Here is a 13,947-nt window from a genome sequence, read left to right as displayed (position 1 = left end):
GAACGAGTGAACATAGTGAAAACACCAGTAAAAAGGCGTGCAAGATTTGTCTGCTGTTTCTTTCTAATCATACCGAAAAACAGCCAGAAGTAAACGCCCAGCAAAAAAAACAACGAAAAAACAGTTTTTTGTTGTTTCTGCAAAGGAAATCATGTCTTTTTTCCAAGTTCTGCGGGTTTCTATGGTAAAATACTTTCGAACAGTGGCCTATCACTTCTAATAGAAACCGATGATGCCGCAAAAAAGGAGCCTACTATGCAAGAAACCATGAATTTTTATCAAATTCCTCGTGAGCAATGGCAAGGGTTTTATACGAACGGCATGATGCCTTTCACTCAAGAAGAATTGGATAATATCAAAAGTTTGAACGACCGGATCTCGGTCCAAGATGTGGAAGATGTTTACGTGCCTTTATGCCATCTGATCCATCTTTATATGAAAGAGTTTGAATCATTGACCCTCAGCAAGGGACTCTTTTTACACCGCTATGTTAAAATGCCGCCTTTTATCATCGGCATCGCCGGAAGCGTCGCCGTCGGCAAAAGCACCACCGCACGGCTCGTCCAAAATTTGTTGGCCCGTTTGTTTCCCCGCAGAACCGTCCAACTGATCACCACTGACGGCTTTTTGTACCCGAACGAAGTCTTGGAAGAACGCGGCAACTTGAATCGCAAAGGATTTCCAGAAAGTTATGACATGGAAGCCTTGATCAACTTTTTGAATGCGGTCAAATCAGGAGAACCAGACATCCAGATCCCCGTCTACTCCCATGAAGTCTACAATATTATTCCTGATACGTATGAAACGATCAGTCAACCAGATATCTTGATCGTGGAAGGCATCAATACCTTGCAATTGCCTGCCAACCAACAAATCTATATCAGTGACTTTTTTGATTTTTCAATTTTCGTGGATGCCCAACCGGCACTGATTGAAAAATGGTATTTGGAACGATTTGAATCATTACTAGACACTGCCTTTCAAGATCCCAGCAATTATTATTACCAATATGCGATCGGGGATCGCAAGGAAGCGATTAAAATGGCAAAAGAAGTATGGAAAAATGTGAATTTAAAGAATTTACACGAGTATATCTTGCCTACACGCAGCAGAGCCGATATAATTCTTCATAAAACAAAGCACCATTTGATCGATGAAGTGTTCTTGCGCAAGTATTGACCGCTTCATTTTTATAATTATGCTGTTGAAAAGGCCCAGCCTTTTTTCAATAAAAACTAAAAGAATTGAGGTAATTTATTGTGACAAACGTTGACACTTTGCCAAACGTCGAAAAAATTATCGTACTTGATTACGGTAGTCAGTATAATCAGCTGATTACACGCCGTATTCGTGAGTTCGGTGTTTTCTCAGAATTATTGAGCCACCGCATTACCGCTGAAGAAGTAAAAGCGATGAATCCCAAAGGGATCATCTTATCTGGCGGACCAAACAGCGTCTACGACGAGAACTCTTTCGGCATCGACGAGAAAATTTTTGATTTAGGCATCCCAGTTTTAGGGATCTGTTACGGCATGCAGTTGATTACTTATAAATTAGGCGGAACAGTTGAACCTGCCAAAAACCGTGAATACGGCAAAGCAGAATTGGAAGTCACTTCTGATGCAGCGGCCCTTTTCCAAAACACGCCCGCAACCCAAACCGTGTGGATGAGCCACGGGGACTTGGTCACTCAAGCACCTGCAGGCTTTGATGTCGTGGCAACGAGCAAAGATTGCCCGATCGCTTCTATCCAAGATGCCGAGCGCAAAATGTACGGTATCCAATTCCACGCAGAAGTTCGCCATTCAGAATACGGCAACGACTTATTGCGTCACTTTGCCATTGACGTTTGTCAATGTACAGGTGATTGGACAATGGACAACTTCATCGATATGGAAATCGCAAAAATCCGCGAACAAGTGGGCGACAAAAAAGTCTTGCTTGGTCTTTCCGGCGGGGTCGATTCTTCTGTCGTTGGTGTTCTTTTACAAAAAGCGATCGGCGATCAACTGACTTGTATTTTTGTTGACCACGGCCTCTTGCGTAAAGGCGAAGCCGAGCAAGTAATGGAAAGCTTAGGCGGCAAATTCGGCTTGAACATCATCAAAGTTGATGCCAAAGAACGTTTCCTATCAAAACTTGCGGGGGTTTCTGATCCTGAAGAAAAACGCAAGATCATCGGAAATGAATTCGTGTACGTCTTCGATGATGAAGCAACCAAACTAGCTGGCGAAGAAGGCGTTTCTTTCCTTGCCCAAGGAACCCTTTATACCGACGTCATCGAATCAGGGACCGAGACTGCTCAAACCATCAAATCACACCACAATGTGGGTGGTTTACCTGAAGACATGCAATTCAAATTGATCGAACCATTGAACACCTTGTTCAAAGACGAAGTCCGTGAATTAGGGACTCAACTTGGCATGCCAGACAGCATCGTATGGCGCCAACCATTCCCTGGACCAGGTCTAGGTATTCGTGTCCTTGGCGAATTGACAGAAGAAAAACTAACGATCGTCCGCGACTCGGACGCAATATTGCGGGAAGAAATCGCAAATGCCGGCTTAGACCGCGACATTTGGCAATACTTCACCGTCTTACCAGGCATCCGCTCCGTCGGTGTCATGGGTGATGGCCGGACCTACGATTATACCGTCGGCATTCGTGCAGTCACTTCAATCGATGGCATGACCGCTGACTTTGCCCGCATCCCATGGGAAGTCCTACAAAAAATCAGCGTCCGCATCGTCAACGAAGTCGCACACGTCAATCGAATCGTGTATGATATTACGAGCAAACCACCTGCTACTGTGGAGTGGGAATAAAGTAGCAACCTCACTTGGTTGCGAAATGTTGATTTAACAGTTTTTAGTTCACTTGGAATGGATAACAATGACCTGTTTTACCTAGGTTCACCACCAAAATCCCGTCAGATTTCTCTGACGGGATTTTTGATTTAGGCTTAATCTGACAACCCTTTCGGGAAAATACGATAAGAAATTGTTGATTCTCGTTAACTATGTTAATCCCAATAGTGGGACTAACGCTCATATTGGAAATCAGATACGATAAAATAAGCTTAAATGCTTTTATTGCCTAAGTTTCTATAGAAGGTTTTTATTAAAAAATAAGAAACACTAAAAAGGGTGGACCTGAACTATGAAGAAGAAAGCTGTCGTTTATTGTGTTACGGGGTCACATATTCAATTAGCTGCAGTATCCATTGCGTCAATAGTAAATACTTATGAAGGGAATGAACCTTTAGATATATTAGTAGTTGTAAATGAACTAGGGAACGAAGAAATACTGAAATTGAAAAGTATTTCTAGATTATATGGAGAAAAAAATGTAATTATTACTATTTGGTATCCACCTAAAATAATAAACGAAATAAAGAATTATAGTAATTCGCGTTTTCCTGAAGTCACTCTGTGGAGATTATTTCTACCTTCATATTTTAGCAATTATGATTACATTCTCTATTTAGATAATGACACTATTGTATACGATGACGTATCCAATTTCTTTGATTTGATCCCTGATCAAAAATCAATTGCTGCAGTTAGAGACTTCTACTTCTCAGTTATAAGTGATACAGAGGACAGCTTTAAATATTTTGGCGTAAAAACTATGAAGAATTACTTCAATTCTGGAGTTATTTTATTTAATGTAGTTGTGTTCAATGAACAGATACGACCAGAAGCCATAGTACGTATGATAAATAAGAATGAATACTTGTATTTAGATCAAACCATTTTAAACATTCTTTGTGAGAGAAGTGTTGAGTTGTTGCCTTATGAATACAATTACCAGAAAGATGATCATTGGTTATTTGATTGGGCAAAAAATGTGAATCCACTCAAATTTTTGAAAATTGAAAAAGCTAGAAAAAATATAAAGATTCGACATTTCGTTGAATTTGAAAAAAATTCGATGCCCTGGGAGCATCTTTCCATACAAGATAAATGGGAAAAAGATTTTTGGAATTATCTGTATGAAATCAAGTCAACAAGTTTAAGGAGTGGAAAACAATGAAAAAAATTTTTTCAAGAATTCGTTCGTTATTTTTAATTGCATTAATTTACTCTATAGGAACAATTTCTGTAGATGCAAAGTCAGCCGACATAGCGAAGACGCCTATTGTTGATTATTACTATCCTGGAATATTGTATGGTACAGCTACTTGTGTTAACGAATACGGTACCATCATTTACGACTCAAACTCACTAGGAGAAGCCTACCAAGAGGCTGTCAATGAAGCTGCGCAATCATGGAATCAGTCGATTGGGAGATCGGTAATTGTCGAAAAATCAAGTGTAAATGCAGCAGATAACCAAGTTGATTTAGTTTTGCAATCAACGGATGGCGATTCCTATGCAGATATGGGGTACTCCGGATTTGGTTGGGGGAATAGTACGAACAGAATATTTTTGAATAAAGCTGCTTTAAATGACGCATCATCTGGAAAAGGAACCTCCGGCTACGTACAGCTGGTTTCAACTATCCGACATGAAATGGGGCATACTTTAGGTCTCCAACATGACAATGGATCAGTGATGGCTGATTTATATGATGCCCAGGTTAGCAACAATCAAGAGATGCTGGATGCAGCGCAAAAAACGGCGGACTCAATTTCTAAGGGGATACTTCCTGCTGTCCCATTATTCAACAAATATGCGATACTAAATATCCTTAATAATAGGGATAAAATCTATTATTTGAATAATCATCGTTCTAATCAAATTGCCTCAATCTTTTTAGATTCTCCTGCTGGAAAAATTTCTGGCGTTACTTTCATCGATCAAACAGTTGAAATAACAGGTAACTATAATTTGTATAAACTGTCTCTGTCCCCAAGAGATCCGTATGTAGGAACAATTTCTAGTAATAATCTTATGAATAGAACTGTTTCAGTTACTGAAGATATTGTTTCTATTTATGGTCAACACTATTATCTTTTTGAAATTGATGGAGAAGAGTATATTGTTAATCGCCGCGCCTTCGGATAAATTCGCTACCAATTCTTACTTGAAAAGTTGCCACTGCAATCTTGGAAAAGTGTGCTTGCAATCTTAGATACATTCTTTAGTGGCAAACATACGCCTTTTAAGTAAGAAGAAAATTAGCAAACGTTTCATGCTAATGCGCAAGTTTTCAGCATTTTCTGTGAGGATTTTTTTGACAAAACCTCGGCCCTTGAAAAGTAGTTAAAGGAATTAATAGTCAAAGAAAAGTCTATGTTTAGCCTTTCATCGTATCATTTTCTAGCTGACAAAAAACAGCTAGAGATTGATCCCTAGCTGCTGATGATGAGACAGATAGCATTGAAACACCTTACTCGACTACAATCACTTTATTTCCACCGTCTTGCTCCGCAAAGTTCACCGTAAATAGATTCGTCGAAGCATCATAACTGATTCCATCGCTTTGAGAAACGATTTTTTGGTAGTCTTTTGGCAATTTTAAGGTCATGGTAGTCGTTGTTTGAGTTGGATCAGAAAAGGCATAGATGGTTTTGCCTTCTCTACTTGTTCTAATCAATGAAAGAGGTTTGTTAGTAGTAATATCGGCGACACTACCTCCATCATTCTGCCAAAAATTGATACCTAAATAGTCAGTTTGATCAAGTTTTACTGCTTGAACTTCCGAGGTATTGGCTAAAATCTCCAGCGGTTCTTCTTGGGCATAGGCAGTCAGTTCTGTTTCATTCATACCTGGCAACATGACATACGCATAATGATCCTCCATGGGATTTTTGCCATGATTGATCAAGAATTTTCGATATTCTCCGGTATAAACCGCATTACTTGGAAAGGCCTCATTGATTTCTGTATAGCTGCCTGTTCGTGTTTCACTTACCACGTTTACTGTCGTTTCTTCTGGAAAATAGTAACCGATATTGGCCTGGGAATGATCGGAGTCTAACAACAACCACTGCTTGCTACTTGTTTCATTTAACTGATCAATACTTCCTTGATCAGAAAGGATTTGATAAGTATACGCATCGTTTAGTAAGCGATTATCCACGACCGTCTCAATAGAAGCTGTCGTATCACCAGTGATTCCCGCACCTAAAGCGACAATCTGCCCATCAATGATAAACCACGATTTTTTTGCCCGCACGTTCATAGGTAAAACATTCCCGTTATTTTTTGTACCCGTTTTGTTTAATGCCATTCCCACCGCAGCTGCACCATCATAAGCCACACCGCCTACCCACTTTTCTGGAGACGTTACCGTTGTAAAAGCTGAATTTTCATCCGCTAATTGTATGGTGTCCACGGTTGTTCCTGGCAAGCGATATGGATCGACGGTCGGCCAATAGCTAGAATTGAATTGAACTTGATCATCATTATAGAGGTAGAGCATCCCGTCTGCTGTATGCCACCCACGCTTGTTTTCCTTGTTGCCAGCTTCAAAGGAAGAAATGCGACTGGAATATAGTCCTAAACCCACCATATAATCAGTTGTTCGTTGAACAAAGCGATCCATTGAAGCGTACAGTTTTGTTCCCGTAAAAGGTAATGCATCCCCTGTAATCGATGGGTCTGCCAAGAGATTCATTGTCATTTGTAAATCATTGAAGTCTCTTGCATTCGTCAAATAATAGTCTGGATTTTCTTTGAGCCAATACTTGGCAGCTTCACGGAATTTTTGCTGGTATTGGGTTGGTGCGAATTGGGATACGATCAACAAATTATAGACTGTTGATGAGCCATAGCCGGCTTTGGTTTTGGCTGGAGCTCTTGAAATCGAACGACCATTGACCAACGGCAGCATTTCTCCTTGATAGATCAACGGCAAGAATGCTTGATCAACATTTTTAACAAACGTTTGTACGAGATCAGCGTCCATCTCAAAACTTGATCCTTGCGTGATAGCTAGAATTTGTCCCACACCCTTGATCAGTACATTTCCATAAGAACCAGTATAAGGGATCGTATTATGCTGAATAAAGGAACCATCTTTATAAAAACCATCGCCTTTTGTGACTAACTGAAATACTTCTTCGATACTTGCTGAAGCTTGCGTGATTTTCCCAGCGTCCCTTTGCAAAATGCCCAAGCCTAATACAGTAAGCGCGAGATCTGTACGATTAGCACCAGAAGTCACAAAATTTGGAATAAAAGCAAGCTCAGTAAAACTGCCTTGTGTCTTCGTATACAATTGCTTGAAGGGATCTGGTACATAACTGCTGATAATGGCAGTGTATTGCTGTAATTTCTCGGACGGTAACTCAGCGCCTAAAATCATTAAAGTACTGATCAGTTTTTGCGGGACACCGATTTGCCAATCCCACCAGTTTCCATGGTACTTTTTCCCATCATACCCTTTTCGAGTGACTATGAAATCTATCCCATCAATAATCGTCGTCGCCACTGCATCATCTTGATACAAAGAACTACCTTTCGTACCATAGGCTAAAGCCATTTTCTGTAATTTTGTAAATTGAGTCGTTACATCCGCTGAAGCAGTATTCCCTTGTTCGAGGGGCCATAGGCTCGTTCGATCAGATGCTTTATTTATGGTTTGATACAACGCCTCAGCTTCTGAGGTGACCATCTGCACGTAATCAACCATAGTCGGATTATTTGGATCATAGCGATCGGAAACCAGTTGATTTTGCCATTTTTCTTGCAGCTGCATAAATTCTGCTGTATGATCTTCCACGGGCAAGCTGCCGATAGGACCGCTGCGCATCGATAATACCTTCAGCTTAGATAAATTGCCAAACAAACGGATACCCACATACCCAGACCAGTCCCCATCAATTGCCGTACCATTGGGATAGTTTACCTTTTGATTCTCATAAAATAGCTGATCATTTAAAAAGGCACGAAAACTCGAGCCCTCATACTGAAGCAAGAGTTCATATTTTTGTCCCGCAATCAAAGTAGGTCCAGAAATAGCTGTCAGCCATTTTCCACCTGGTTGACCAAGTTGCCACTGCCCATCACGATTATAAGCAAACGATTGCCACTGATCTGTCTTTTGTTCATCTGCGCGAAAGACCACCCCAATGTTCGCTTGGTCTTCATATAAGAAAGTAGTTTCAAAATCCCCTGAAGACCGCTTGGGAGCATCTTTGTTGAGCGTTACTGATTCCAGATTGGTGCCTTGCTTCGTATTACTGATCATTAAACCAGTAGCATTTTGTGCTACTTCGGCTTTCCCGACTAAATCTTGCCAAGACCCTTTCTGGTTAGAAAAATCCGAGTGATAGATCGATTCTGCTTCCGGCAATTCGGGTATTTGTTCCTCGGCATTTCCAGAAAGACGAGTGGCGCCAACTACCGAATACAGCAACAAGAAACACCCCATGATCAGCAGATATTTTTTCCCTTTTTCCATCCTTTACTCCTCCTATTTCCCCGCGCAAAAGATAGCGCTATCATTTCGTGGAATGGGAAAAGAGTGAAGAAATTCATTTCCGCACTCTTTTCCATTGATTTCAACTATTCTAAAAAAGAAAACAGGTTGACTACCCTAACTGCTTATACGATTTACAAAACAATCACAGCAGCTGCCCATTTCCTTTTACACCATGATTCTTTCCTAACCCAAAATACCAAACGCACTCAAAACGATCGACAAGATCAAGATGATCCAAATCACTCGAGTGGAATTTAGTTTCTTTTGGCCTAACATCCAGTAGGTCAGCAAGACGAGCAAGATAGGTACAAGGGATGGCAAGATGGCATCCAACGTGTCTTGGATCACTAATTCGACGCCGTCTTTTTTATAGACAAAAGGAACGGTCGCTTTAACGACAGAGGGAATCAAAGCACCAATCACTGTGACCCCTAAAACGGTTGCGGCATTAGTGAAGGCAGATAATTTGTCTTTCAAGGTCGTCACTAATTTGACCCCTTGTTTGTAACCTAAGGGAAGCAACGCTGCCCGACCGAAAAGTAACGCGATGTTGGCGATGATCCAGATGACACAACCAACGACGGAACCATTTTGCGCCAATGTGCCAGCAACAGAGCCAAAGATCGTTCCCCAAATCACGTTGAACAAGGAGTCACCGACACCGGCTAAGGAACCCATCAAGGCCGTTTTCAAGGCGATGATCGTTTCTTTGGCTTTGTGTCCGTCTTGTTCTTCGATAGCGACATCGATCCCCATGATCAAGTTCCCAAAGATCGCATTGGTATTAAAAAATTGATTGTGGGTCCGCAGCATATCTTGCAGCTGGGTTTCATCATGGCCATAGAATTTTTTCAAGACGGGCAGGATGCCGTAAAGGTAGCCCGAACTCATCATTCGCTCATAGTTCCAGTTTAATTGGCTTGCCAAAATATAACGCCAGCTAATGGTATTCAACTCTTTTTTTGTCAGTTTTTGATCACTCATCGCCATCATATCCTCCTTCAAAATCTCCGGCAGCTGCCGTTGCAACCGTGCCTTTTTCGCTATCACGTTTAAAGACTAACATTGCTGCTACAAGTCCGATGATGGAAACGCCGAGCATTGGTACTTGCAGATACGCAGCTAAAAAGAAGCCTAATAACAAATAAGGAATGTAGTGCTTTGTTGGCAAGTAGCGCAATAAGATCGCTACCCCGACGACTGGCAAGACGCCACCAGCGGTTTTTAGTCCGGTCATCAGCCATTCTGGCGTGTTATCGGTAATCGTCGTAACGACTGCATCTCCAGCTAAAAGCATCAATAAAATCGGAATCGCCCGTGACAATCCCCATAAGAAAGAACCCGATAAAACTAACCGTGGGATTCGTTTGACTTGCATGTTGTCGATGGCTCTATCGATCCGGTGTAGTAGAAATACGTTACAAAAACGAGCCACGACATCCAGTTGCAGCATCAGCAAGGACACTGGAACTGCTAAGCCGATGCCATATTCCGCGCCGTTTCCTGAGATCACGGCAAACGCTGTTCCCAGTACTGCGCCGGTAAAATAATCCGGGACGGATGCACCACCAAATGCGGCGATCCCCAAACGCATCAACTGTAAGGTCCCACCGACCATCAAACCGGTCTTTAAGTCCCCCATGATCATTCCAGAAATCATTCCGGCGATCGCTGGTTGGGTCAACGTATTGGAAATAAGTGAATCATTAATAGCAATAAAAGCATAAACAGTAATAAGAATGATTTGATACGCTGCTAAATGCATGAATTTTCCTCCTAATTGTATGAACGAGTCTTAACTGGCTAGTTATCGATCGTTATGTCGCCTCAGATAAATCGTGAAAAACACTCGTTTTTTGACAAATCTTCCGCTACATATTCTCCTCGATTCAATCCCTGCCTGGTTTATCCTCGTAATTTCTTCATAAAGTCGATCGATGGTTCATTGGGTACAAGCTGTGCCGTGACGGTGATGCCTTTTGCGGCGATCGCTTCAAAGATCGGCTCTTCTTCTGGCAGTACTTGAATGCTTTTGGTCACTTCCCGTGCGCCTTCTTTGTAGCTCATGTTGCCGACGTTGATCGCTTTGATCGGTCCATCTGCTTCAATATAACGCAAAACATCTTGGGGATTTTTGAAAAGCAAAAACAACCGTTGTTTTCCATAACGACCGGCGCGAATATTTTTGGCTGCCGTTGCCACCGGAAGGACCGAAAGTCGCATCGAAGTTGGCGCTGCCATTCGTAAAGAAGATTTTTGTAATGGGTCTACGGCGGCTTCATCATTGGCTACGATGATCCGTTGCGTGTTTAAACTGGTGGACCAGATACCGGCGACTTGTCCATGGATCAAGCGCTCATCGATTCGACTATTGACGATATTTTCTTGCCCAGCATACGCACTGTAATCCCCTAATTCCTCTTGCTTTTCTTCTAACATCTCTTGTTCTGCTTGGTTCATCCCTGCTTTGACATCAACGATGTTTTCTTTGGCTAAGCAAAGCAGCTCTTTGATCGTCGCTCGTTGATTGACGACTGCCTCGATCACTACGGACAATGTCATTCCAGCGAAGATCGCCACTTCGTCATCCTCTAAATAATTCTTGACTGCAACGTTGCACGGGGTTCCTCCTAATAAATCCGCAATAATCAATGTTGGACCGTTAAGGGCTTTCATTTTCTCGTTCAATTCTTTCTCAAATTGTAGATTGTCACTATCTGGTCGTAATGAAACGGTGTGAACGTTTGCTTGCTGGCCTACGATCATCTCCAGACTGCTTTTGACCCCTTCTGCCATGCCGCCATGACTGATCAATACAATGTTTTCCACTAATTTCCCTCCTACTCCGCAGGTCGCCCCACTTAACATGTTATGTTCCTTGTAAGCATACTATACCACATGGCAAGCCATTCGTAAACCTAATATCTTAACATATTGAATTTTATTTTTCAGGCCTGTATAGACTGGAAAACAACGAATTTTCTACACTAATTAAGTGGCAGGAAAGGATTTAACATGTTATGCTTGATGTATTCATATGGAATGGAGGGAAACCACTGTGCTGCCAAAGTATGAGCAGATCAAGCAAGATCTTTTACAAGAAATCAAAGACCATAAATTCATTCCCGGCGATAAGTTTTATTCAGAGGCGGATATCAAGCGGATGTATTCTGTTAGTTCGATCACGGCAGTCAAAGCGTTGAATGAATTGACGAGTGCTGGCTATCTGTATCGCATCCAAGGCAAAGGGACCTTTGTTTCAAAAGCAAAAGTATCTCAGAGTGTGAAGTTTTCCGACATTGAGCTGCATTCACTGGACCAAGAAAAGGTCAAGGTCCTTGCGGTGGAAGAAGGAAATGACCCAGAGATTTTGAAAGAATTAGGATTGGCTGCCAGTGCTTCCTACTACCGAATCAAACGAGTCCGCTATTTTGGCGACGTTCCTTTCTTGGTTCACATCACTCATTTGCCGAAGAAGCTGATGAAAGAACCGATCGCCAAAAACCTCAACCAATATGCTAGTGTTTATGAGCGGGTCCGAAAAGACTTTGCGATCGACCTTTTCTCATTGGCTTCTGTTGAAACCAACGAAATCGTCTTTCCTGATGACGCTGAATTGTTGAACTTATTGCAACTGAGCTTCCGAGAGCCTGCGGTCAAACAAGTCAAGCACTCCTATTTGGCAGATGGAAGTGTCGCTGAATACATCGTCAGCTACAAGCATTGGAAATATTTCAAAACAAAAATAGAAGTAGAGCCCGCGTAAATTTGGGTCTCTACTTCTAGTTTTTTATTCTACGACAGGTTGATCACAGAAAACGAGTTCCTTGATCTCAACGCCATCGGTTTCAAATACCACGACTTCGTTGCTGCCTTTTTTCAAAAATTCTTTCGGACAGTATAAGGAATGCACGGGGCCACGTTGCCAATAGCGACCAAGATTGATGCCATTGACGATAACGACGCCTTTCCCATACCCACGGCAATCGATAAACGTATCTCCTACCTCTGTCAGCGTGAAGGTCGTTTGATAAAAGGAGGGGTGTGTCGGATTTTTTCCTGCTTGATAATCGATGGCTTGTAGCTGTTCTGCGGAAAGCGTCAATGGGTAATGACGATAGCCTTGATGGAAATGAATATCTTGCATGATGCCCCCACGGATGCCTTTGGCTTGTGTAGGCCCATTCAATTTAAACCCGTAGTTCACGCGCCCTAAGTTTTCTACTAAGACATCTAGCTCGATGGTTTCTTTATCTGGTGTCCCTTGGATCAACAGCTCCTCACCTAGCGTTTCTTGGTATTGGATCGCCTGTAATTGGCCGTCGGTAAAAATATGCAACCGATCGCTAGCTTCTACCACTTTTAATTTGTTTTCTCGATGATAGTTTTTTAACTGAACCGAATAGAGCAAATAGCCGTAGCCTGTGCTGGCAGCTTCCATTGTTAGAGGATACATGCTTTCTTGTGGTGCCATCAGCTGATCTTTGATAGCCAATAATGAGACACTGTTTTCGATGGGAAAGGTTCCTAATGCCGCTAATTGCTTGGTCCGTGGTTTGGCTTGCCACACTTCGGGACAGGCTTCTTTTATGGCTTTTTGTACATGATAGTATTTGTCGGTAGGTTCTCCTGCTTCTGTCAGTAAAGCATCGTAATCATAGCTGGACACTTGTGGTAGATCCAGCGCTCCCCGAGCGGAACAGCCATTGTAAAAGCCAAAGTTCGTGCCTCCATGGAACATGTAGAGATTCAAGGAGCCGACCGCTAACATCTCTTTGACTTCATTAGCTAAGTCTTGACCGTCTCGCTTGATGATCGGCTCGCCCCAGCGGTTGAACCAGCCATCCCAATATTCCATGCACATGATGGGCCAGTTTTTGCCATGTTTTGCCATAAACTCTTTCATCACAGCCGCATTTTCCTTGGAACGACTGCCGAAATTGCCTGTGACAAAGACGTCGTCTTCAATCAATGTCCCAGCGTCTAAGACTTCTTCCCATGCCCCATCTGAAGTAAACAAGGGTACATCGATGCCGCATTCTTCCATCAACTCTTTGGTCTGGCGCAAATATGCTTTTTCCATTCCATAAGAGCCATACTCATTTTCCACCTGCATCATGATCACTGGTCCCCCATGTGTGATCTGCAACGGCACAAGTTTTGGCAGCAAGACCTGGAAATAGTTACGCACCTTTGCCATGAAGCGTGGGTCGGTTGAGCGCAACCGCATCGGTTCGTTTAACAGCCAAGCTGGCAGCCCGCCAAATTCCCATTCAGCACAAATGTAGACGGAAGGCCGCAAAATGACCATCAAGCCTAGCGCTTGGGCTTGCTTTACAAAAGCACAAATGTCTTTCATTCCTGCAAAGTCGTAGACTCCTTCACGAGGTTCGTGGAGATTCCAAGGAATGTAGGTCTCAACTGTGTTGGCTCCCAGTGCTTTTAGATTGTAGAGGCTATCTGTCCATTGCGCCGGTGTCATACGGAAATAATGGATCGCTCCGCTGATCAATTTGATTGGTTTTCCATCTAACAAAAAATCTTCTTTTATCTCAAACGTTCGCATGTCGTCTT

10 protein-coding genes are annotated in these 13,947 nt (G+C 42.4%); 5 read left to right on the top strand and 5 right to left on the bottom strand.

What is annotated here, in order from left to right:
* Positions 1-255 precede the first annotated feature (255 nt).
* The 4 genes from coaA (at position 256) to IGJ74_RS01115 (ending at position 5,009) form a co-directional block, all read left to right on the top strand.
* Positions 256-1,179 (top strand): type I pantothenate kinase, encoded by a 924-nt coding sequence (gene coaA, locus IGJ74_RS01130; RefSeq protein WP_087664785.1) that lies wholly within the window; start codon positions 256-258, stop codon positions 1,177-1,179.
* 80 nt (positions 1,180-1,259) lie between these two features.
* The gene (guaA, locus tag IGJ74_RS01125; RefSeq protein ID WP_074934454.1) at positions 1,260-2,825 is read left to right on the top strand and encodes a glutamine-hydrolyzing GMP synthase; all 1,566 of its coding nucleotides are present in this window, start codon (positions 1,260-1,262) and stop codon (positions 2,823-2,825) included.
* 334 nt (positions 2,826-3,159) lie between these two features.
* Entirely contained in the window at positions 3,160-4,035 is an 876-nt protein-coding gene (locus tag IGJ74_RS01120; protein ID WP_016619592.1) for a glycosyltransferase, read from the top strand.
* Entirely contained in the window at positions 4,032-5,009 is a 978-nt protein-coding gene (locus IGJ74_RS01115) for a matrixin family metalloprotease (protein ID WP_218192980.1), read from the top strand. The genes IGJ74_RS01120 and IGJ74_RS01115 overlap by 4 nt, the downstream gene beginning before the upstream one ends.
* A 325-nt stretch (positions 5,010-5,334) precedes the next feature.
* Here IGJ74_RS01115 and IGJ74_RS01110 read toward each other — a convergent pair whose 3' ends face one another.
* The 4 genes from IGJ74_RS01110 to IGJ74_RS01095 form a co-directional block, all read right to left on the bottom strand.
* Positions 5,335-8,352 (bottom strand): polysaccharide lyase 8 family protein, encoded by a 3,018-nt coding sequence (locus IGJ74_RS01110; protein WP_087664781.1) that lies wholly within the window; start codon positions 8,350-8,352, stop codon positions 5,335-5,337.
* Between the two features lie 204 nt (positions 8,353-8,556).
* Positions 8,557-9,366: a PTS system mannose/fructose/sorbose family transporter subunit IID gene (locus IGJ74_RS01105; protein ID WP_430608677.1), complete on the bottom strand. Its 810-nt coding sequence runs from the start codon at positions 9,364-9,366 to the stop codon at positions 8,557-8,559.
* A complete protein-coding gene (locus IGJ74_RS01100) occupies positions 9,350-10,138 on the bottom strand; it encodes a PTS mannose/fructose/sorbose/N-acetylgalactosamine transporter subunit IIC (protein ID WP_005226797.1) in 789 nt (262 codons plus the stop codon). The genes IGJ74_RS01105 and IGJ74_RS01100 overlap by 17 nt, the downstream gene beginning before the upstream one ends.
* Positions 10,139-10,278: 140 nt before the next feature.
* Positions 10,279-11,241: a PTS mannose/fructose/sorbose transporter subunit IIAB gene (locus tag IGJ74_RS01095; protein WP_176374310.1), complete on the bottom strand. Its 963-nt coding sequence runs from the start codon at positions 11,239-11,241 to the stop codon at positions 10,279-10,281.
* A gap of 190 nt (positions 11,242-11,431) precedes the next feature.
* Between IGJ74_RS01095 and IGJ74_RS01090 the strand changes: the two genes are divergently transcribed.
* On the top strand, positions 11,432-12,139 hold the full coding sequence (locus IGJ74_RS01090) for a GntR family transcriptional regulator (RefSeq protein WP_034878155.1): 708 nt from the start codon (positions 11,432-11,434) through the stop codon (positions 12,137-12,139).
* Positions 12,140-12,163: 24 nt separating this feature from the next.
* Here IGJ74_RS01090 and IGJ74_RS01085 read toward each other — a convergent pair whose 3' ends face one another.
* Positions 12,164-13,939 carry a glycoside hydrolase family 35 protein gene (locus IGJ74_RS01085; RefSeq protein ID WP_087664779.1) on the bottom strand — a complete coding sequence of 592 codons (1,776 nt, stop codon included), beginning with the start codon at positions 13,937-13,939 and terminating at the stop codon, positions 12,164-12,166.
* Positions 13,940-13,947: the final 8 nt, after the last annotated feature.

The sequence above is a fragment of the Enterococcus sp. AZ009 genome, assembly GCF_050548785.1.
GTDB lineage: Bacteria > Bacillota > Bacilli > Lactobacillales > Enterococcaceae > Enterococcus_D > Enterococcus_D entomosocium.
The sequence above is the reverse complement of the archived record's forward strand: the minus strand, read 5'-3'. Positions and strand labels throughout refer to the sequence as shown.

Bases quoted from the DNA above. Each gene is read 5' to 3' on its own strand.
- coaA (WP_087664785.1), top strand. From the start codon at position 256: ATGCAAGAAACCATGAATTTTTATCAAATTCCTCGTGAGCAATGGCAA.
- IGJ74_RS01120 (WP_016619592.1), top strand. From the start codon at position 3,160: ATGAAGAAGAAAGCTGTCGTTTATTGTGTTACGGGGTCACATATTCAA.
- IGJ74_RS01115 (WP_218192980.1), top strand. From the start codon at position 4,032: ATGAAAAAAATTTTTTCAAGAATTCGTTCGTTATTTTTAATTGCATTA.
- IGJ74_RS01110 (WP_087664781.1), bottom strand. From the start codon at position 8,352: ATGGAAAAAGGGAAAAAATATCTGCTGATCATGGGGTGTTTCTTGTTG.
- IGJ74_RS01105 (WP_430608677.1), bottom strand. From the start codon at position 9,366: ATGATGGCGATGAGTGATCAAAAACTGACAAAAAAAGAGTTGAATACC.
- IGJ74_RS01100 (WP_005226797.1), bottom strand. From the start codon at position 10,138: ATGCATTTAGCAGCGTATCAAATCATTCTTATTACTGTTTATGCTTTT.
- IGJ74_RS01095 (WP_176374310.1), bottom strand. From the start codon at position 11,241: ATGTTAAGTGGGGCGACCTGCGGAGTAGGAGGGAAATTAGTGGAAAAC.
- IGJ74_RS01085 (WP_087664779.1), bottom strand. From the start codon at position 13,939: ATGCGAACGTTTGAGATAAAAGAAGATTTTTTGTTAGATGGAAAACCA.